This is a genomic window from Flavobacterium agri (genome assembly GCF_013401995.1).
Taxonomy (GTDB): Bacteria; Bacteroidota; Bacteroidia; order Flavobacteriales; family Flavobacteriaceae; genus Flavobacterium; species Flavobacterium agri.
This window is the reverse complement of the sequence record NZ_JACBJI010000006.1, coordinates 194,051-215,590: the sequence shown is the minus strand read 5'-3', so window position 1 is coordinate 215,590 and position 21,540 is coordinate 194,051. Positions and strand designations below refer to the sequence as shown.

Annotated in this window: 16 protein-coding genes and 1 tRNA gene; 6 read left to right on the top strand and 11 right to left on the bottom strand. The window is 47.5% G+C overall.

What is annotated here, in order from left to right:
- Positions 1–89: 89 nt before the first annotated feature.
- Together HZF10_RS14335 and HZF10_RS14330 are read right to left on the bottom strand one after the other, a co-directional pair.
- Entirely contained in the window at positions 90–6,581 is a 6,492-nt protein-coding gene (locus HZF10_RS14335; protein ID WP_176006909.1) for a choice-of-anchor D domain-containing protein, read from the bottom strand.
- A gap of 620 nt (positions 6,582–7,201) precedes the next feature.
- A tRNA-Met gene (locus HZF10_RS14330) sits at positions 7,202–7,275 on the bottom strand.
- A gap of 148 nt (positions 7,276–7,423) precedes the next feature.
- Here HZF10_RS14330 and HZF10_RS14325 point away from each other — a divergent pair.
- Positions 7,424–7,816, top strand: coding sequence for an START-like domain-containing protein (locus HZF10_RS14325; RefSeq protein WP_176006908.1), 393 nt, complete (start codon positions 7,424–7,426; stop codon positions 7,814–7,816).
- Positions 7,817–7,868: 52 nt separating this feature from the next.
- On the top strand, positions 7,869–8,705 hold the full coding sequence (locus tag HZF10_RS14320; protein WP_176006907.1) for an aminotransferase class IV: 837 nt from the start codon (positions 7,869–7,871) through the stop codon (positions 8,703–8,705).
- On the opposite strand, the gene HZF10_RS14315 is transcribed toward HZF10_RS14320, so the two are convergent.
- The 5 genes from HZF10_RS14315 to HZF10_RS14295 form a co-directional block, all read right to left on the bottom strand.
- Positions 8,702–9,262, bottom strand: coding sequence for a YqgE/AlgH family protein (locus HZF10_RS14315; RefSeq protein WP_176006906.1), 561 nt, complete (start codon positions 9,260–9,262; stop codon positions 8,702–8,704). The genes HZF10_RS14320 and HZF10_RS14315 overlap by 4 nt on opposite strands.
- Before the next feature lie 125 nt (positions 9,263–9,387).
- Positions 9,388–9,660, bottom strand: coding sequence for an HU family DNA-binding protein (locus tag HZF10_RS14310; RefSeq protein WP_176006905.1), 273 nt, complete (start codon positions 9,658–9,660; stop codon positions 9,388–9,390).
- A gap of 178 nt (positions 9,661–9,838) precedes the next feature.
- Positions 9,839–10,786 carry a methionyl-tRNA formyltransferase gene (gene fmt, locus HZF10_RS14305; protein WP_176006904.1) on the bottom strand — a complete coding sequence of 316 codons (948 nt, stop codon included), beginning with the start codon at positions 10,784–10,786 and terminating at the stop codon, positions 9,839–9,841.
- Positions 10,783–12,675 (bottom strand): RecQ family ATP-dependent DNA helicase, encoded by a 1,893-nt coding sequence (locus HZF10_RS14300; protein ID WP_176006903.1) that lies wholly within the window; start codon positions 12,673–12,675, stop codon positions 10,783–10,785. The genes fmt and HZF10_RS14300 overlap by 4 nt, the downstream gene beginning before the upstream one ends.
- 85 nt (positions 12,676–12,760) lie before the next feature.
- Positions 12,761–13,291 (bottom strand): AAA family ATPase, encoded by a 531-nt coding sequence (locus tag HZF10_RS14295; protein WP_176006902.1) that lies wholly within the window; start codon positions 13,289–13,291, stop codon positions 12,761–12,763.
- A gap of 300 nt (positions 13,292–13,591) precedes the next feature.
- Here HZF10_RS14295 and HZF10_RS14290 point away from each other — a divergent pair, with 300 nt between their 5' ends.
- From HZF10_RS14290 to murA, 4 genes are all read left to right on the top strand, one after another.
- Entirely contained in the window at positions 13,592–14,404 is an 813-nt protein-coding gene (locus tag HZF10_RS14290) for a class I SAM-dependent methyltransferase (RefSeq protein WP_176006901.1), read from the top strand.
- Positions 14,405–14,616: 212 nt separating this feature from the next.
- Positions 14,617–14,904 (top strand): DUF493 family protein, encoded by a 288-nt coding sequence (locus HZF10_RS14285; protein WP_176006900.1) that lies wholly within the window; start codon positions 14,617–14,619, stop codon positions 14,902–14,904.
- A gap of 1 nt (position 14,905) precedes the next feature.
- Positions 14,906–15,613 carry a DUF4290 domain-containing protein gene (locus HZF10_RS14280; protein WP_176006899.1) on the top strand — a complete coding sequence of 236 codons (708 nt, stop codon included), beginning with the start codon at positions 14,906–14,908 and terminating at the stop codon, positions 15,611–15,613.
- A 264-nt stretch (positions 15,614–15,877) separates the two neighbouring features.
- On the top strand, positions 15,878–17,188 hold the full coding sequence (gene murA, locus HZF10_RS14275; RefSeq protein WP_176006898.1) for a UDP-N-acetylglucosamine 1-carboxyvinyltransferase: 1,311 nt from the start codon (positions 15,878–15,880) through the stop codon (positions 17,186–17,188).
- 220 nt (positions 17,189–17,408) lie between these two features.
- On the opposite strand, the gene HZF10_RS14270 is transcribed toward murA, so the two are convergent.
- The 4 genes from HZF10_RS14270 to aroQ all read right to left on the bottom strand — a co-directional run bounded on the left by HZF10_RS14270 (position 17,409) and on the right by aroQ (position 21,458).
- Positions 17,409–17,909: a hypothetical protein gene (locus HZF10_RS14270; RefSeq protein WP_176006897.1), complete on the bottom strand. Its 501-nt coding sequence runs from the start codon at positions 17,907–17,909 to the stop codon at positions 17,409–17,411.
- 124 nt (positions 17,910–18,033) lie between these two features.
- Positions 18,034–18,414, bottom strand: coding sequence for a VOC family protein (locus tag HZF10_RS14265; RefSeq protein WP_176006896.1), 381 nt, complete (start codon positions 18,412–18,414; stop codon positions 18,034–18,036).
- Between the two features lie 143 nt (positions 18,415–18,557).
- The gene (locus HZF10_RS14260) at positions 18,558–21,029 is read right to left on the bottom strand and encodes a DUF5686 and carboxypeptidase regulatory-like domain-containing protein (protein ID WP_176006895.1); all 2,472 of its coding nucleotides are present in this window, start codon (positions 21,027–21,029) and stop codon (positions 18,558–18,560) included.
- Positions 21,030–21,041: 12 nt separating this feature from the next.
- Positions 21,042–21,458 (bottom strand): type II 3-dehydroquinate dehydratase, encoded by a 417-nt coding sequence (aroQ, locus tag HZF10_RS14255; protein WP_176006894.1) that lies wholly within the window; start codon positions 21,456–21,458, stop codon positions 21,042–21,044.
- Positions 21,459–21,540: the final 82 nt, after the last annotated feature.

Below are 21,540 nucleotides of genomic sequence, written 5' to 3'. Positions count from 1 at the left end.
TGATTTAACAAAACAATCACTCTAAAATAGAAAAGCCTCTCCGTTAAGAGAGGCTTTTCCTTTGGGGTAAAAAGGGGAAAATCAGGGTGTTATTTGATGATGACTTTCTGGCTCATAGTGCCTCCGGTCGTTTCTATTTTTACGATGTATGTTCCCGCGCTAAGCGATTTTACCGGGATTCGGATGTTCGTTTGATCCTGGCCTTCTACGGTGTAGCCTTCCAAAACCTGTCCGAGCATGTTCACCAAAGTCGCTTTGTAAACGGTCACGTCTTCAAGCTGGTTGCGGATTCCAAGTTCAGAACTCTGGATGTCGTAAGCGGCATCTATTCCTTCGATGACCACATCTTTTTGGATGGTAGTGCTTACTTCCGGTACGAATCTCAAGAAGAAACGGTTCGAGTAGGTTCCCGCAGGCAAGCTCAATGAGAAGTTTTCGTCGCGTAAGTTGTGATAGATTCCAGTCGTCTTGTCATAGATGTAGATCGGTTGGTCGTTGTCGAAATTCTCGGTAGCGTCGAGCTTGAATTTCACGTTTCCGGTCGCGGCGGCTTTTACTTCGAGCGGATAGCTGCTGTTCACGTTGAAATATCCGTCGCCCTGGATCACCGCTTTGTGCGTTCCGATCAGGAATACCAATTCATCGGGGTTCGAATCGTAATTGTCGGCATCGTATCCGAGGTCGAAACCTGGAGTGGCCAATTCGTTCATGAATCCGATAAGCAACTGTCTGTGCATGCCGTTCGCATAATCGTAACCGATCCTGATTTTTCCGTATGCCTGCGACGCCGGAACGATGTCGTCGGCATTGATCGGAGCCTGAACCGTCGGAACTACACTTGTAGCGACAGCCGTTTTGAACATTGAATACGACAACGTGTTGTCTTCTTTGATGAACGCGCGCTGGCTGTTGCGGAATGTGATGTTTCCGCCTGTAGTCGTTGCCGTCACGAAGAAGCCTTGTCCCACCGGGATGTAGCGTTTCGGGGTTTTGCTGCTCGAACCGAGTCCGCTTCCGTCAGGGTGCGCTACCGGTGGTGTTCCGCCAACAAGCGTATAGGTCGCATAACCGCCTTGGTAATTGGCCGTGACGTGAGAATTGTTAGTTCCGAAATGCTCCCAGAAATGGATTGCGCCGTTGATTACGGTCAGGTTGTCGGTGATGAACGCATCGGCATCCATAGCCGACGGATAAGGGTTACCGGTCAAATTGAGCATGTTAGGCGCGATCGGCAACGTAATGACTCCGTTGTTCGGTTTTCCTACGAAAGTATAGTTCTGGCTTTCGGTAAGCGCGCTGCTTCCTTTTAACGTGAAACCTTGAGCGGCCATAAGTGAGCCGTTTTGACCCACATATGCCCAGTTCGCGTAGGCATTCGACATGTTCTGGAATTTATAGATCCATGCGCTGCTCAACGTGATAGGCGAGGTCGCTGCAGAATTGTAACCCGTCGTCCAGTTGAGGTTGACCGGGCTCGCGGCGTTCGTACCGTCTTTCAATACGCTGTTTACCGTATAATTGTTATTGTTCGTGGTGGCATTGATTGCACCTACAGGAGAACTCCAATAGTTGTAATTGAACTTGTTGGTTGTTCCTTGTTGGTCTTTTTCGATGTAACCTGAACTCGTAGGGTCCAAGTCGCTGTTTGCGGTCTGTACCAATTGCGATTTGCCTTGAAGGTCGAGTTTTCCGTCGAGTTTCAACCACCAGCTGTTTTCGAGTTTATTGTTGTTGTTGATGTTTACCGTGAGTCCCGGATCGATTCTCATACCGAGAGACGTCTGGTTCGCGCTCAGGTTCAAGTTGTGCTTCACATGTACGATAGACCACGGATAAGTCGTCACGTCTGCACCGTTCACATAATTGTTCTGGCTCACGGCCGTATCGATGCTAGACGATTGGCTCGTCACGAAAGGCATCGGAGCCAATTGCACGCGGATGTTCTTCACGTTGTAGATACGCGCCAAGGTAGTGGCTGCACCCGCGTCGATCGCCGTCGTGATATGGTCGTCGATGACGTCGTCCTTAAAGTTATCCATGCGATAATAGGCCAGTAGTGAAGACCAAGAAGTCAATTCCACATCTTTAGGAACGAATTCCCCGCGGATGGCCGAACCGTTCTGTTTGATTTCCTGATACACCATTTTCTGTAGCTGATCGTTGGTAAGCGCGGTGTTGAACGCTCTTACTTCTTCGATCGACCCGTTGAAATACATTGGAGTCGCGCTTCCCGGAACGCCATATTTCGCAATCGTGAATTTGTTCGTGCTCGCGTTCAAAGTACCCGCCAAACTTCCGGTGTTCGCTTGAGTGACCTGTTCACCGTTGATGAACAATTTGAGTTTTTCGGTAGATGCGGCTCCGTTGTAAACCGCAGCAACGTGGTACCAGCGATTTGCTGCCAAAGGCGCGGCCGTATAACTTAGCGTAGCGGTTTTGGCGATCGCACGTGCAATACCGGTAGCCGAGATTCGGATATAGAAGTTGTCCTGTCCGAAGACGATACCTTCCGTATTGTAACCTGGCGCGAGCTTGATCCAACCCATGATCGTCGATTGGGCGAGTCCGCTCAAAACTTGTGAACCTTCTCCGTAATCGTTTCTTCCGTCAAAATCGATGTACAGTTTGCGCTCGAGATTGCGAGGCGATCCCAAAGCGTTCGGAGCCGTATCGAAAGTATCCATGATACCGTCTTTGTCGGCGTCTGTCGTGCCGTCAATTTTACCGTCGGTATTGGTGTCGAGACTCGCGAATAGTCCGGTGTCGATATCTCGGATGCCGTCGTTGTTCGAATCGAGTTGCATGTAATCCGGATTTCCGATGTTGTCGGTATTCGTGGCAAACGGACGAACCTGTGTCCCGTATCCGACGAACGTATCGAAAATATCGAGCACTCCGTCGAGGTCGGCATCGGCATTATCGCCCAATGCATCACCGTCTACGTCGCCGTCTCCATTAGCCAATCCGGCTTCGTCAACGTCGAACAAACTGTCGTTGTCGCTATCCAAATCCTGGAAGTTACGAACGCCGTCTCCGTCTGTATCAGGCAAAACGTAGGTTCCGCCACTGATCATGGCATCGATTGTGTCGTGTAAACCGTTGGCATTGGCATCTACCCAAACTCCGGCCGTAGTCAGATCCATTTTGGCACGTCCGCCGCTCAAAGAGGCGAAACCAGCTTCTTCGATATCCGGAAGCCCGTCGTTATCGGCATCGAGGTCGAAAATGTTCGCGATTCCGTCACCGTCGCGGTCGCAATATTGCTGTTTGATCGTGATGTCGTCAATGGCAAGGTCGTTACCGCCTCCGCCTGGTGCGTTGTTGCGGAATCGGATGATGAAAGACGTTACCGTACCCAAGTTCACCGAAGTGGTAAACTGCAGCCACTGGCTCATGGCACAAGTGTTATCGCTTACACCGCCCGTACAACGTCCGAGGTCACCGGTATTATAAGTAGATAGGACATTGTTCGATGTGTCGAGGAATTCTACCGTGATGTTCGGTTTGATCGTTCCGCTGTAATAGCTTTGCGACATGATGTTCAATGCCCAGAAGCTGTACGTGATCGGCACGTTCGGCATGATCCCGCTGATGGTCGTCTCATAGAAAACGCCCGGTGCGTAACTCGCGTTGAAAACCGCCATCCTCCCGTAGGTGTCGCCGGTGGTGTGGTCTTCCAAACCGTTCCAGGCAAGATCGTAGTGGATGTTGTCCGGATGTCCGACAGTCGTATTCGCGATACGGTGCGTCACCACATATTCACCATCGTCAAGAATGGCGCTCGACTGGCTCGGACAAGCGGTCGTATTGGCCTGAACGATTCCGTCTTCATAACAGTACGTACACGTCGCACCCGGAATGTTGATGTTGATCTGACCTTTTGTCGTGCCGGCACCGAAAGTTTCGTTGAGGAACGTGTGTTCTGTAGTATTCGAATACACCGACTGCACGCAATTGCTTTGTTCCTGCGTATCGATGATGCCGTCGTTGTCGTCGTCGATATCGACATTGTCGGCAACCCCGTCGTTATCGGTGTCAGGATAGGTCCTAACGCCGAGACCTGTAAGGTTGAAATTGTACGGATTCTCGTCGTAATCGTCGTTTGTGATGTAAATCGTGGCAGTCTTCGTTCCTATAGAAGTCGGCGTGAAGCTGATCTGGAAAGTCGTCGAAGCGCCTTGAGCCAACGTAGCCGGCGGAGCTGTCGCAACGGCAAAGAAAGCCGCTCCAGACCCCGTGAACGAGATCGCTCCGATACTCATTGTTCCTACGCCATTATTCGTAATGGTATAGTTCGCGATAGCCGATCCGCCTTGCATTGACACCGATCCGAAGTCGGTATTGTCAAGTACGGAAGTGGCCGTCGTTGCATCCAAGATCGGCACACCGTTGCCCAAAACTTCCATTTCAGGATCGTTTCCGAAGCCCGAAACCGCAAAATCATAGGTCGATTCGTTACTGTCGTTGTTCGGAATATTGATGGTAGCCGTGCGTGTTCCCGAAGCCGTCGGGTCGAATGAAACCGTGAATGTGGTGCTTGCACCTGCGGCCAAAGTTGTGGCAGCTGGTTGTGTCGCGGTAAAATCGCTAGGATTCGTACCGGTTACGGTTATAGTTCCCAAATTAAGCGGGCCTGTAGCCGATGCGCTGTTCGAAATCGTAAAAGTCCTGTTAATAAAACCGGCCTGTAGCGGAGTCGTTCCGAAGTTGGTCCAGTCACCTGTGCTTGGCGTGGTATCTCCATCGGAAATACTCGTGCTGTTGCCCTGAACGTCTATTTCAGGGTCTGTTCCGACACCTGAAACCGAGAACACATACGACGTATTGGCATCATTGCTGGTGATCGTGATGGTCGTCGTTTTCGTGCCCGTAGAAGTCGGGTCGAACGTCACCACGAAAGGCGTTGAAGCGCCCACTGCAACCGTACTTGCCGGAGCCGTGGAAATCGTGAATTGGCTGCTTGAACTCGTAACGCTCGTAATGGTAAGCGGCATTCCCGCACCGCTGAGGTTGTGGATGTAAAACGTTTGGGAAATCGATGTGTTGCCTATAACGACTACAGATCCCATGTTCGTACCGTCGGTAGTCGAAGGCGTCGTGTCGTTATCGGCAATCGTAACTGAGTTACCTTGGACGCTGATGTCCGGATCGGCACCGGTCGCACGGATTGAAAAATCGTATGGGTTGTTGTCGGGATCGTTATTCGCGAAATTCATCGTGACGTTGCGGACACCTGCCGTAGTAGGGTTGAACGTAACCGTGAAATTCGCGGAAGCTCCTCCGGCGATACTTGCCGTGGTAGGCGTAACCGAAAAATCCCCTGATCCTGTACCGGAAAAGGTGACACCCGTAATGCTCAATGTATTGGCGAATGAAGCATTGGATACCGTAAATACTTTTACGATCGATCCGGTTGTAAGGTCACATGTGCCGAAATCGGTGTCGTCTGTGGTTGAAGGTGTGGTATCTCCGTCTGTAATGAGTGTTGCATTTCCGGAAACCGACATGCTTACCGGAAGTGTCCCCATTCCTTGTATCGCGAACGTGTAAGGATTCTCGTCTGGGTCATTGCTGGCAACGCTTACCGTAGCGGTACGACTGCCCAAAGCCGATGGGTCGAAGGTTATGGTGAACGTACTGTTTCCTGCTGCAGCAATACTGACAGTAGGCGATGTCGTAAGCGCAAAATCGGATGCGTTGGCTCCCGAAATGCTAACGGTTACACCTGTAAGAGCAGCCGTTCCCGTGTTTTGGATAGAGAAATTGCGCACAATTGTCCCGGAAGAAGCGAATACCGATCCGAAATCGGTGAAATCTGCCGTAGATGGGGTGGTATCGCCTGAAACGATGTTTATGCTATTCCCGGTGATATTCATATCCTGGATCACGTAGGTTACGATCACGCGACCGTTTCCACCGTCTCCACCGGTACGATTAGAGCTGCCCGATTTGTAGGCACCGCCACCGCCACCGCCTGGAGCATCTCCATCGGTTCCGTTGCCGCCGCTTCCGCGTCCGTCCCCTCCGTCTCCTCCATCTCCAGGTGCGTTTCCTCCGGTTTGGCCGCTGGCATTTGTTCCCACAGCGGTAGATGCGGCAGAAGATCCACCCCCGCCAGAGTTGCTCGCGGTCGTGCCCGCTCCGTTTCCTCCGGCGTATTTCGTTGCCCCGACGGATGATATAGCCGAGCCACCCGAACCTCCCGTAGAACCGTTGTTTGGTCCGCTGTTACCGCCTTTGGCCATAACTGTGCTCGCGTTCAGGAACCACGAATCGCCTCCGGGATTGTCATCGCCCGAGCCTTGACCTACCGTAATAGGAATGGATTGGCCAGGTGTTACCGCAATGACGGAACTGGCATAGGCGCCACCTCCACCACCTCCGGCGCGGCCAGATGACGTTCGGTTACCTCCGTGGCCTCCAGCTCCCCAAGCCTGTACGGTGACCGAAGTCACTCCGGCAGGAACAGTAAAGGTTCCGTTGGTGTCAAATTGTTGTGATTGGGAAAATCCTTGCAACGATGTCAATGCAAGGAAAATCATCATGATGAGTTTTTTGTCGAGTTGCGTAATTTTTTCCATAACTCTAGTTAGTTGTACTGCATGGTTTAGGTTGGCAGTGGTTAAAATTTGTTTCGAATTGGTGTTCGTACGTTGGCTTTCCGTTTACCGGTAAGCGCATCGTTAAATTCCTTTCGTGGTATTAAAGAAATTTTAACAAGTCAAATGTAGAAGTTCGAATCAGAAAAAAAAATTTTTTCATCGATAAAATGCATAAAATATCGATAAAATGCATAAAATAATATTTTATATATGAAAAAACTTACAGAAATTATCGATAAACGACATTGAAGACCAATTCCGTAATCAAAACCTAACTAATTAGTAATCAATTGAACAACAGGAAGAATGAAACTATTTATTTTGTACGAAAAATAGCGCAAAGAACACTATTAGTGCCAGTTATCGGACCGTGGCAAAGGTTTTTTGCTAGTTGATGTTAGATTTGGTCAGCTTTATTTGTAAGAAGAATTTCCTGGATTGCTCAAGCTGAACTGTTCAGTGAGAAAACAAGAACTATAAGGAAAAAGAATATGTGTCGGACTAACTTATATGAGTGAACGGATATGCGCCAGTAAATCATGTTCCGTTTCCAGATTCGGGTAAAATAAAAAAGTCACCATTTCTGATGACTTTTCTTGTAGCGAGGACGGGAGTTGAACCCGTGACCTCAGGGTTATGAATCCTGCGCTCTAACCGACTGAGCTACCTCGCCAATTTTTCGGTTATTGCATCCTTGAATGCGGGTGCAAATATATAACTAAATCGCGTTTGCGCAAATTCTGATTCCAAAAAAAATATTTTTCAAAAAAGAGCCATTTCAGTTTTAATTCTATATATTTCCAAAAAATAAAAGTTTCCATATGAACGTAAAAGTCCGATACGAACTCGAATTTCCGCTAAACTCTTCACCACAACTTCTTTACCAATATATTTCTACGCCATCGGGCCTTTCGGAGTGGTTTGCAGACAACGTGAATTCTCGTGGCGAAATCTTCACTTTCATCTGGAACGATACCGAGGAACGTGCGCGCCTTACCTCGAAAAAAACCGGTGAAAAGGTAAAATACCGTTGGGTTGACGAGCAAAATAACGATACCGACCTGTTTTTTGAACTGCGTATCCTTGAAGATGAAATCACCAAAGACGTCTCGCTTTTGGTTATCGATTATGCAGACGAAGACGAAGTGGAAGAAGCCAAACAGTTGTGGGAAAACCAAATAGCCGATCTGAAGCATGTAATCGGTTCGGTTTAGCCAAACGCTACATAAAACGTATATTTGCCCTGACTTTAATCAGGGTTTTTTTATGCTCAACCACAACGGGAAATTCATTTCCGATACACATCCGCAAACCGATAACCGTGGCCTTCTTTTCGGGGACGGCGTTTTTGAAACCGTACGCGTGCTCGACGGAAAAGTGTTGTTTTTGGAAGATCATTATTTCAGGCTGATGTCGTCGATGCGCGTCATCAGGATGCAGATTCCGATGGAGTTCACGATGGAATTCGTCGAAAACCAATTGCTCGAGACGGCTCGCGAAGCCAAATGCGAAGATTCCGCTCGTGTCCGGATTACGGTTTTCAGATCGGGCGGAGGATTTTATCTGCCGGAAACCAACAAAGTGGAATGGATCGTTTCGGTTCAGCCACTAGCGCAAAAACTGTATTCGATTTCCGATATTGAATATGAAGTCGAGCTGTTCAAGGATTTCTATGTAACCAAACAATTGCTGTCGTCGATCAAAAGCACGAACAAACTCGTCAATATTACGTCGGCGATTTATGCCGATGAGAACGGATATGCGAACTGTCTGCTGATGAACGAAGAAAAAAACGTGATCGAGGCCATCAATGGCAATTTATTCATGTTGACTGGTAAAAAACTCGTCACGCCTCCGGTTTCAGAAGGTTGTTTGAACGGCGTGATGCGCAAGCAAATCCTCGCCATCGCAAAAAAGAATTCCGAATTGGAAGTGGTGGAAGAAGCTATTTCGCCTTTCGATCTTCAAAAAGCCGACGAATTGTTCATCACGAACGTCATTACGGGAATCCAACCCGTTACGAAATACCGCAAGAAGTCTTACGTGACGACGGTTGCCGAAGATTTACTCGTGAAATTGAACGCCCAGGTCAGGCTTTCTTAATTGAGCATCGGATTTTCGGGTGCGTTGGACCAAAGCATGTAGTCGCCGCCTAACTCCAGGATTTTTTCCTTCCAGAAATCGTTTGTCGATTTGCCGATGATTTTGTTTTTGTAGACGTTTTCGGCCAAAATCCATGAATTGGACTGCATCTCGTCTTCGAGTTGCTGTGCGGCCCAACCCGTATATCCCAAAAAGAAACGGATATTCTCCTTTTTGACCTTGCCTTCGTTTATGAGTTTCTTGGTCAGGTCGAAATCACCACCCCAATAAATGCCGTTCGAAATCTCTATGCTTTCGGGAATCAGTTCCGGGATGTTGTGGATGAAATACAAGTTGTCCTGTTCGACCGGTCCGCCGTTGTAAATCTTGAAATTGGCTTCTATATCGGGTACGAGATCGCTGACGGTATATTTGAGCGGTTTATTCAAAATAAAGCCCACCGAACCGTCTACATTGTGGTCTGCTAACAGGATGACCGAGCGGTTGAATGAAATGTCACCTAAGATTGAGGGTTCAGCTATCAGCAAAAGCCCTTTGTTGAGTTTTTCTGAAATCATATTACCGCGTTTTTGCTTTAAATTTAACAAAAAAACTTTTGAACGCCTAAAAAACCTAATGAAGTTGCAAAAAAAAAAGTCTTTCCGTAGAAAGACCTTTTCTTAAATCAGTATGTTTTAGCTTCTTAGTTTACGCCACCTTCCAATTCAGCACCAGCTTTGAACTTCACAACGTTTTTAGCAGCGATTTTGATTGTCTTACCAGTTTGTGGGTTACGTCCTTCACGTGCAGCTCTTTTAGATACTGACCAAGATCCGAAACCAACAAGAGATACGCGTCCTCCTTTTTTAAGAGTGCCTCCAACGTTGTTCAAAAATGATTCTAGTGCTGATTTTGCAGCTGCTTTTGAAATTCCTGCATCAGCAGCAATAGCATCGATTAATTCTGATTTGTTCATGATAATAGTTATTAATTGATTGGTTAAACATTTAGTTCTTTGAAACAAATTTAAAAGGAATTCCTTACCACGCAAGACTTGGCGCGTGTTTTTGACCGATTTGTTGATAACTTAAATGTTTTGTGGAAAAAGCCGCTTGCAAAAGTCAAAATTTCCGCCATCCCAATAACGACGAGGGTTAAGACGCGATTGCCGATTCAGAAAACGAAACCCCATTCAAAAGCTCCTGGGTTGTCATTTTTTTCTTACCCGGAAATTGCAATGAGTTGATTTTTATGAAGCCGTCCTTAACCGCTATTTTCAGTTCCTTTTTACCTGAAACGATTGTTCCTGCAGCGTGGTCGTGATCTTGTTTTTCGACCGATGCATCGTAGATTTTCACGTTCCATTCCTGGCCGTTGTCCTTGAACCAGCACCAAGCGGCAGGATAAGGCGAAAGCCCGCGAATCAGGTCGTGGATTTCCTTTGCCGATTTCGTCCAGTCGATCTTGCAGTTGTCGCGGTCGAGTTTATAGGCCGTTTTAAGCGCTGCGGAATCCGACTGGATCGTGGTCGTTGCATTTCCTGAAGCGATTTTTTCCAACGTCTCGACTACGGCTTCGCTTCCGATAGCCATCAACCGGTCGTGCAATTCACCAGCCGTTTCATTTTCGCCGATTCCTATTTCCTTGCTCAAAATCATCGCGCCCGTATCGATTTTCTCGTCGATGAAAAAAGTCGTCACGCCCGTTTTGGTTTCGCCGTTTATGATCGCCCAATTGATCGGCGCCGCACCGCGATATTGCGGAAGCAACGACGCGTGCAGATTGAACGTCCCGAATTCGGGCATCGCCCAAACCGCTTTGGGCAACATGCGGAAGGCGACGACGACCTGAAGGTTCGCATTTAAAGCTTTAAGTTCCGACAAGAAATCTTCGTCCTTCAGATTTGGTGGCTGAAGCAATGTCAACCCTTTTTCAAGCGCGTATTCCTTAACTGCGGAATATTTGATTTTCTGTCCGCGGCCCGCAGGTTTGTCGGCTGCCGTTATGACGCCGACGACCTCGTGGCCCGATTTGATTATGCTGTCGAGAATGCCCACGGCAAATTCGGGCGTTCCCATAAAAACGATTCGTAGTTTGTTCATTTTTTGGATAAAGTGTATTTGTTGTTCGGACGGATCGTGATATAACCTGACTCGAGCATTTCCTGAAGCGCAAAGATAACGTCATTCGACGGTTCGCGCGTGAGGTTTTCGAGTTCTCGCGAGTTCAGGTCTTCCGAAGAAAGCAGCATTTTGATTTTCTCGGAGACCGAAATGTCTTCCGACGCTTTTTTCTGTTTCGAAATGCAGTACGAGCAAATTCCGCAATCGTCGGTCTTTTCGCCGAAGTACGCCATCAATTGCACGCTTTTGCAACGGGAATTGTCTGAAACGTACGCGATCACGGCCTCGAGCTGTTCGTGCTTCGACCGGTTTTGCGCTTCGAGGTATTTAGACACGCGGTTTATCGTGCGTTCGTCCTCGCGCACTTCGTTGAAAACCAAAGTCGCGTCGTTATTGCGCGCCTGATAATCGATTACCTGTCGTTCTTTGAGTTTGAGAAGCAATGCATATACTTCGGATTCATGTCGCCCCGATTTTTTGGCGATTACCGATATGTTCAACGATGCGGGCACGTCGTAAATTCCGGGATAGCCGCGTAAAATTGCCAACAAAATATCCTCGTCCTGCGGATTCAGGCTCATATATCGGATCACTTCTTTGGATTCGATGATGAATTGGGCCGTGATTTTTTCGGAAAACTCCTGGGACAACGTCAAGACGCCCTGTCTGTCGAGAAACAGTAACGCATTGAAAACCTTGATTACCGGGAATTGGTATTGGGCGCAAAAATGGTTGAGGTTGAACGCGAATTCCGACTCGATGCCTTCACCGTAAGCGATCTGGAAATAATTGCAAAGCTTCACATATACTTTGGTCAGGAATTCCTTGTCGGGCAAAACCGATAGGAATTGGCTTTCGGCCATCGCTGTATCGCTTGGCGCGGTGAGCAAAACGGCAAACGCTTTTTCACCGTTTCTTCCGGCGCGTCCGGCTTCCTGATAATAATTCTCGAGGTTTTCGGGCAATTGTATATGGATGACCGTCTTCACGTCGGGCTTGTCGATGCCCATTCCGAACGCATTCGTCGCGACCATGACCTGGGCCGAATCGTTCATCCACGTATTCATGTTCTTTTCCTTGTCTTTCGGATGCAAGCCGCCGTGATAGAACGTCGCTGTAAAACCCAGGGTTTTGAGCTGTTCCGAAACTTCGACGCACGATTTCCGGTTGCGCACATATACGATCGATGGCTGCGGATATTTCTTGAGGATTTGCGAAGCGCGATACAATTTGTCCTCGGTGGAATACGTCATGTAGCCCAAATTTTCACGAACGAACGACTTACGGAAAACATTAGGCGAATCGAGTTTCAATTGGGTTATGACGTCGGTTTGCACGCGATCGGTAGCCGAAGCCGTCAACGCGAGAAAAGGTATTTTAGGAAAATGCGGCTTGAGCTCCGAAATCTTGAGATAGGCCGGACGGAAATCGTGTCCCCATTGAGAAACGCAATGCGCCTCGTCTATCGCAATTAAATTTACCGGAAGCGCTTTGATGCGGTCCACGATCCATTCCGATTGCAGTCTTTCGGGCGACACGTACAGGAATTTGTAGTTCCCGAATCGGCAGTTGTCGAGCAGGTCCGAAATATCGTCCTGACTCAATCCGCCTGTTAACGCAATGGCTTTAATGTCGCGTTTCTGCAAATTGTTCACCTGATCTTTCATCAGCGCGATCAAAGGCGAAACGACTACGCAGATGCCGTCTTTCATCATGCCCGGAACCTGGAAGCAGATCGATTTTCCGCCTCCGGTCGGCAGCAACGCAAACGTATCTTTCCCGTCGAGAACCGACGTGATGATTTCGTCCTGGATTTCCCGGAACGCATCGTGTTGCCAATATTTTCGCAGCGTCTCAAGCGCGGTCATGCCAAAAACGAATATGGATTAGTGCTATGAAATTACGGATTTTCGACGAGCCGACGGTACAGAAAATCTGTACAAAACCTTAAAATCAAAGGCGTTCGAGCATGAACGAAATACGGTTTTCGACAGTTTCTTTGGGTACTTCGATAAGGTCGTACCCGTATTTTGAATACGTTTCCACCAAATGTTGGTGTATCAGCTTGGCCTGGTCGTAATTCTCGTATCGCTCGTTGTCGCTTTCGTAAATCTCTTCCCAGGGCGGAAGCAGGAAAATCTTGTGGTATTTGTGCTCGTGGCATGCCTCGTCGAACGAAGCCGGATATGCGTCGCCTATGTAATGCATGTACGCCAAAACATCGGGAATGCCGCGGTCTATGAACACTATCGGATGGGGTTCATCGTGCGCATCGCGAAACTGTTTTTTGCGTCCTTCGAGCAGAAGTTCGCTGAAAAGCAACGGTTTTTCAAGAAACAACTGTTCGATGCCGTTTTGTTTGGCTTCGAGCGTAACCTGGCGCGAAATCTCGGGATAGCAGCAATGACCCATTTGCAAAAGGCGATCGATGATGGTGGTCTTCCCAGAACCCGGCCCGCCGATGATGACGACAATTTGTTTCATAGGGCGCGAATATAGGTATAAGTTGACGATTGTGAAAAGTGAATGGTGAAAAGTGAATGGTGAATAGTGAAATGTAAAATGTAAAATGTAAAATGTAAAATGTGAGATGTGGGAGGTTATTGGGTCGGATTGGGAGTTGGTTCCAGAACAGGTTTCGTAGAAATAAATCGGGAGCTCGTATAAATTTCGGATGTGCAAAAGCTGTTTTTCTTAAAATTGCGTCGTAAATTTCGGGAAACCAATTGTTTAGGTTTGGTTGTCTCGAAAAAAATCAATTCAATAATTTAAAATCAATCAATCATGAATGCGAACAAAGCATTATGGGAAAAAGGCGATTTTACCCAGCTTGCGGCCACAATGCGCGAAAGCGGCGAAGCCCTCGTAAATGAAATCGGCGTGAAAAAAGGAATGGACGTACTCGATCTGGGATGCGGAGACGGTACGACCGCGCTTCCCGAAGCCAGGCTGGGAGCGAACGTACGTGGAATCGATATCGCTTCAAATTTGGTGGAAGCCGGAAATCTGCGCGCGCAAAACGAAGGACTCAGCAACGTGACGTTCGAAGAAGGCGACGCGTGCGATTTAGAGAACGTAAACGACGACAGTTTCGATTTGACCGTGAGTATTTTCGGGGCCATGTTTGCCCCAAAACCGTTCGAAGTCGCCAAAGAAATGGTACGGGTAACGCGCCCCGGCGGACGGATCGTGATGGGCAACTGGATTCCGGGCGATCCGACTTTGGTGGCGCAAATCCTCAAAATCAGCTCGGCTTATACACCGCCACCGCCAGAAGGTTTCGTTAGCCCGATGCTTTGGGGCGTCGAAGAACAGGTGATTGAAAGGTTCGCACAGGCCGGAATTCCTAAAGAGAACATTTCGTGCGAACGCAGCACCTTTATGTTCAGGACAGATGTTTCGCCAGTGCGATACGTCGAGAAATTCAGGGATTATTACGGCCCGACGATGAACGCTTTCGAAGCGGCGCGCAACATCGGTAAGGAAATGCAACTGCAATCGGAACTCGAGGCCTTGCTCACTTCGCAAAACCAAAGCGGAGATGCGAACAAGACCGTGATTCCGGCTACTTTTCTCAAGGTGACGGTTCAGTGCTGATGGGATAAATCGTTTGTCATTCCGACGAAGGAGGAATCTAATCCAACGAAAAGATTCCTGCTTCGTCGGAATGACATTTTAATGGTGAATATCGAATTTTGAAGCGAACATCTACATCACTTCAATTATTAACGTTTAATTGTCAACTATTAAACTAATTGTCAATTGTCCATTGTCAATTGTCCATTATATTTGCCTTTTATTTGATTGCAATGGACCAAAAAAGCGAAGAGTTTTACGATAGGCTGCGTGACGAACTCAACAACACGACCGAGAAATGGCCTACCGAATACCTGTATAAATTCATCGTTCCTACAAGCCGCGACAAAATCGAAGCCGTCGAGACCGCGTTCAACGGAATGGGTGCGGTGATAGAAACGACCAAATCGAAAACCGGCAAATACACGAGTTTATCAGTAAACGTCGTCATGCCCGATGCGCAGAGCATCATCGACCAATACCTCAAAGTTTCCACGATAGACGGAATCGTCTCCCTGTAATATGAAATACGAAAGAGAAAAAGCCAGCGATGTCGTACACCATTTGGAGTACAATGCCGAGCGCACGCCGCTGATCATACCCGAATACGGGCGTCACCTGCAAAAGCTGATCGACCAGGCAACGGCTATCGAAGACCGCAATGAGCGCAATAAGGCCGCGAAATATATCATCCAGGTCATGGGAAGCCTGAACCCGCATTTGCGCGACGTACCCGATTTCCAGCACAAGCTTTGGGATCAATTGTTCATCATGAGCGACTTCAGGATAGAGGTCGATTCGCCTTATCCGATTCCTACGCGGGAAGTGTTGCAGTTGCGTCCCGATCCGCTCGCCTATCCGCAGAATTTCCCGAAATATCGTTTCTACGGAAACAACATCCAATACATGATCAATGTCGCGATGGGTTGGGAAGACAGCGAACTCAAGGACGCGCTTATCAAAGTGGTTGCGAACCACATGAAAAAATCGTATTTGAGCTGGAACAAGGATACGGTGACCGATGCGGTGATTTTCGAACACTTATACGAAATGTCGGGCGGTGCGCTCAATTTGATGGAAAGTTCGGAAGAGTTGCTGGGCACGACCGAAATCATGCGTACCAACAAAAAGACGTCGAACAAGTCGATGCAGCCGCAAAACCAACAGAACCAGCATCAGAACAAGAATAAAAATCAGAATAACAAGAAGCAGTTCAAGAAGAAGAACTAGTTTTTAGACTGAAGATGATAGACGGATAGATAATAGAACCTATTCTGAAAATTGAAAGTCTATTCCATAATCGAAATTGGGTTGTCGTATTCATATCGACCATTATATTTAATGAAATTAATATTGAAATAAAATGATTTGATAGATTGGTGAAAAGGCTTTCGTTGTGACCAGAGATTTTCCCTAGTCTCGAACGTGTCTATCATCTATCCGTCCATCATCTTTTATCTCAAAAAAATAAACCTCGAAACCAAAAACTAAGAAATGAGCATTTTTAAGATAGAAGGCGGCATCCGCTTAAAAGGAGACGTGACTCCGCAAGGGGCGAAAAACGAGGCGTTGCAGATTTTGTGCGCGGTTTTGCTCACGCCCGAGAAAGTCACGATTAACAACATCCCGGACATTATCGACGTGAACAAATTGATTACGTTGCTCGGCAATTTGGGCGTAAAAATCCAGAGAAACGGCAAAGGATCGATCACGTTCCAGTCCGATGAGGTAAATGTCGGCTATCTTGAAACCGACGCGTTCCGCAAAGAAGGCGGTTCTCTGCGAGGATCGATCATGATCGTCGGCCCGCTTTTGGCGCGTTACGGACGCGGTTATATCCCAAAACCCGGAGGCGACAAGATCGGACGCCGTCGTTTGGATACGCACTTTGAAGGTTTCATCAACCTGGGCGCGAAATTCCGTTACAACCGCGAAGACCATTTCTACGGCGTCGAAAAGACAGAGGAAGGTCTCGTCGGGACCGATATGCTTTTGGACGAAGCATCTGTAACCGGAACCGCGAACATCGTCATGGCCGCCGTTTTGGCAAAAGGTACGACGACGATTTACAACGCCGCTTGCGAACCGTATCTGCAACAGCTTTGCAAAATGCTCAATTCGATGGGCGCGAAAATTTCGGGCGTAGGTTCGAACTTATTGACGATCGAAGGTGTCGAAAGCCTTGGCGGATGCGAGCACAGAATCCTTCCCGACATGATCGAGATCGGTTCGTGGATCGGATTGGCCGCAATGACGCGTTCCGAAATCACGATCAAGGACGTAAGCTGGGAAAACCTTGGCGTCATCCCGAACGTATTCCGCAAACTTGGCATCACCATAGAGAGAAGAGGCGATGATATTTTCATCCCGACCCACGAGTCATACGAAGTAAAGACCGATATCGACGGTTCGATCCTTACGATTGCCGACGCGCCATGGCCTGGTTTCACGCCAGACTTGCTCAGCATCGTACTGGTTGTCGCAACTCAGGCGAAAGGCGATGTTTTAATCCACCAGAAAATGTTCGAAAGCCGTTTGTTCTTCGTCGATAAACTGATCGATATGGGCGCGAAAATCATCCTTTGCGATCCGCACCGCGCCGTCGTGATCGGACACGATTTCAAATCGATTTTGAAAGCGACCACGATGTCATCTCCTGATATCCGCGCCGGAATCTCGTTGCTCATTGCGGCTTTGTCTGCAAAAGGAACTTCGACCATACAGAATATCGAACAGATCGACCGCGGCTATGAGCGTATCGATGAACGTTTGAGAGCTTTGGGGGCGAATATTGTCCGTGTTTAGTCAAAATCCGATACACATCAAATAAAAAAATCCGGAGGTTTCGCTTCCGGATTTTTTATTTCGTGTAATTGGCATTGACAAAAAAGCCACCACCACCCACCCGTAAATTTATCGGAAACCCAAATTGCCTCCGTACAGAAATTCTGTATCAAATCTTAAATCTTCAATCAATCCTATTACCCAAATCCATCCAAGCCCTTCTCTACAATATCCTTCAACTTCACTTTTCCAATTTGTTCAGTTCCAAATAAAAATCGTGATACACGTTTTCCACCGAATCGTAGCCGTGCAAATATGTTTTCCCAAGCTCCGACCTGAACACCATTTTAGCGCTTGTTTGAGGAACGGAATTCCTAAAAGAAAGGAGTATGGAATCGCCTTTATGGACGAACGTACCTTCATATTCTTTCGGTTCGAGGAACATCGCGGGCGAATATTCAAAAGTGCCGTCTTTTCTTAAGACAATCCAAGCCGTCGAGACCGTATGTTCACATTTCCCTTCGAGTATGCGTTCTGCTTTCATGGCTTCCAAAATGCGTTCAATCGGAGAAAAAATTACGATACAGATCGCCAAAATCCCAATCAGTGAAGGAAATACGGTATTAAAGCTTCTGTCGTTCAGGGCGCGAAGCAATCCGACAACTATAAAAACGGCCAAAACCGATCCGCAAACAATTCCAAGGCCTAAAACCCATACGCCCGCGAGTCCGTGAATTCTCATCGTTGAGTAACGACAAACTATGGTCATCGCCGAAAACAAAACGACATAAAGCCACAAACGCTTTCTTTTCGAGTTTGTTTTTGATTTTTCGGCCGTCAAAATAAGTGCAGTGTCAATTTCCGTTTTACATCTGCGTACTCACCGACCAATAATTGCCCGCAAAATCCAAAAAAGCACCGCGTTTGTCGGGATCGCCATTTTTATTTGTCGGCGCTTCGAGCGCTTGGCAGTCGTTGTCGAGCGCTTTTTGGTACGTCGCCATCACGTCGGGAACGTACACGTGCAGCATCACGGTTTCTGCCGGATAATCGTCGGTAGCGTCCGAAACCATGATCACGGTATCGTCGATCCTGATTTCGAGGTGCATGATAGAACCGTCCTCGCGTTCGAATTTTCGCAATTCGGTCGCATCGAACACCGCTTTGAGCAAATCCGAGAATTGTTGCGCGCCGTCGACCATGATGTAAGGCGAAAGCGAATTGTAGTTGGTTGGTTTGAATGCCATATTTTGATTTTTTAGATAATAGATGATAGACTAATAGATGAAAGACAAAAAAAATGAGACAGGATTGTCAATCGTCAAATTTATTCAAGACGAGTTTTTATAAACTAATCTGTCTATTATCTATCCGTCTATCATCTATTGTCTTACTCGAAAAGATTTAGGAATTTGAGCCCGAAGACGAAGCCGTCGGTCACGAATCCGTGTTGATATGCCCTAAAGTAGTCAATTCTGATGAGTCGGAATTTACCGACGCCCAAATTGTCCAACCCGACCGAAAACTCGTGATAGGGGTTTCTTTCAGGTACACAAAGGTTGTGATAACCCAAAACCAAAGTAGAGCGCAGTTTGTTGAGCAACGGGATTTTGTTCATGATGTAGCCCTTGTCGTTGTGTTCGGCGTGGATTTCGAGATACGAATCGTTCGTACTTTGCTCGTAATACGGCAACAGGTTGAATCCGTACAGATAGCGGTCGTTTTTGCCGATATGCGTCTGATTGCCGTTGAAATGCTTGTAATCGACAACAGAAATATCATCGGCATTGAAGAATTTTCCCGCTTTGACGATCGTTTCGAAACTTCCTTTGTTGCCAAGCGTTCGTTCATATCTCAAATTTCCAGAAATGTGGTCGAAACTGTATCGGTTTTCATTGCCGAATCCTTTTTCCCAACCCAGATTTATGGTCGGATACAAATCGTTGCCGATCTTGACTTTTCCGTCGGGACGCGTCCAGTATTCCTGGGCGAACACGATCTTGGCGTACAATCCGGTTTTAAAAACATTGTGTTTGACGATTGCCGGAGTCACGAAATCGTCAGGCGCAAGCGGATTGTTCGACGTATAGCCGGGATTGTCCGGAAACACGGTATAATCGGTGTTGTTCCAAAGCGGTTTCCGTTCAGAATAATCGAGCATTCCCGTGAGTACGATACCGTTTACGACTTCCATCGAATACGTGGCGTTCGCAAAATTCCGCTCGTACAATTTCATGTAATTGTCGTTGAAAAACATTGTACTGATCGAATTCACGACCGGCCCGATCGGGTTCGAAGCGTTGAATTGAGCCGCCATGCTTCCGCCCGAAACACGGATCGCCGCATCGTTCGTGCGGTTGAAAAGGTGTGAGAAGCTGAAAGTCGAACGCAGTTTTTGTTCGGCCAATCCATACGTGAAATTCACGCCGGCCGAGGTGAACGTACGTTTTTCTTCACGGTTTTTGAGCCAATTCAAACCCGTCTTGAAGGTGTAACCTTGGACCGTGTTGAAGCTGAAACCTTTGGCGATGCCGTCGTACGACAATTGCCATTCGCGATACGAATTTTTGAACGTATAACCTGTAATCGGGCTCATAAAGCCGAATTTGTTCGATTTGGCGTCGATGGAATCAAGATAAGCGCGCGATTTTTTCTTCGTCTGAAGGATATCCTTTTTGATGTAGTCGTTGGTTTCTTCTACCGTAAGCGGAATCGGGCGGATCGTCTCCCAAAATTTATCGTCTTTTTTGTTCGCGCCTTCGACTACTGTGAGCACTTCCCTGGAAAACGTGTTTTTCTCGAACTTTTCCTGGAATTCGAAATTGTTGAACACATACGTGAATCTCCCGTCTACGTTTATGCCAAGCAAACCGGCTTTCAAATCGATCGTCTGGGCGGTTTTGACCCAAAGATTGTTCTGCACGTTGAACGTGAAGGTCTGTTTCAGCGTAAGCAGGTTGATCGCCGGATTCTGCATGCTTTGCCCGGTAATGTCGAGGTCGCACGCATACACGGCGAAACTGTCGTCCACGATATAAATATAGCCCGACGTCACCGGTTCGAGAGCGCGTTTGGGCGTGACCTTGATTTTGTTGATGAGGTGGTTGTTCTCGTCGGTAAACGTCGCTTCGAGATGGAATTTGTAGTAATTGAACGCTTCGGTCGAAATAGGAGAGACGATGTTCACATAAAACGGCATGTTGTTGTCGTACACATCGAAGTTGGCCGATGCCGCATTGTTGAAGCTGAAACCGTTGTCGTTGCCGCTCACTTTCGAGGCGATGATGGTTTCTTTGAGCTTATCGGGTTTTTGGTATACGACTTTGGAAACCGTTTCCGACAGGTATAAAATCCCGCTTCTGGTCGAATCGAGCACTTCGTCGAACATGTCGAGTTTTTGTCCGAGCACGGATTTGGGTGCGTCCTTTATGCGGAAAATCCCACGCGAGTAGAAATCGGCTTTATAACGCGATGTCTTTTCTGAATTCGCTTTTTTATTGGCAATCGCGCTGCGCATTATACGATCGGCCGGATTGTCTTTCGGGTTGATGATCACTTCCTGGAGCGCGAAACTTTCCTCTGGCATCGACACGTCCAATTGGTACGGAAGCGTTTCCACATTGATTTCACGTCTTTGCGTCTTGAATCCGAGGAATTGGAAAAGCACGCTGTACCTGCCCGGTTTTTTGATGTTTAGGTCGTATTTTCCCTGGTCGTTCGACGTCGTACTCATATAGGTATTTTCGACATAAATATTGACCAAGGGCAAGGTCGCGCCTTTGTCATCGGTAACGGTGCCGCGAATTTGGGAGAATGCCGATACGGAAAAAAGCATCAGCAAAAGCGTAAAGTAATTCTTCATGAACATCTTCGGTTAAGACAAGAACGATTGGATAGCGAGTTCGTAACTCTGCAGCCCGAAACCGAGCACGACGCCTTTCGCATGGGCCGAAATAAACGATTGATGTCGGAATTCCTCACGCGCGAACGTATTCGATATGTGCACTTCGACGACCGCAGTCGAAATCGCTTTGACGGCGTCGCCAATTCCGATAGAAGTATGCGTGTAAGCCGCCGCATTGAGGACGATGCCGTCGTATGAAAATCCGGTTTCCTGCAATTTCGAAATGATTTCGCCTTCTATATTGCTTTGGAAATAGTCGAGTTCGATCGCGTCGAATTTCGATTTGAGGATGTCGAAATAGTCCTCGAACGTATGCTGGCCGTAAATTTCGGGTTCGCGTTTTCCCAAAAGATTGAGGTTCGGACCGTTGATGATGATGATTTTCATGTGAGGTTTTTAGTAAAAGTAGCAAAGTTGCCAAAAATAAAGCCATCCTCGTCAAGAAGATGGCTTCAAACAGGGTTATTTA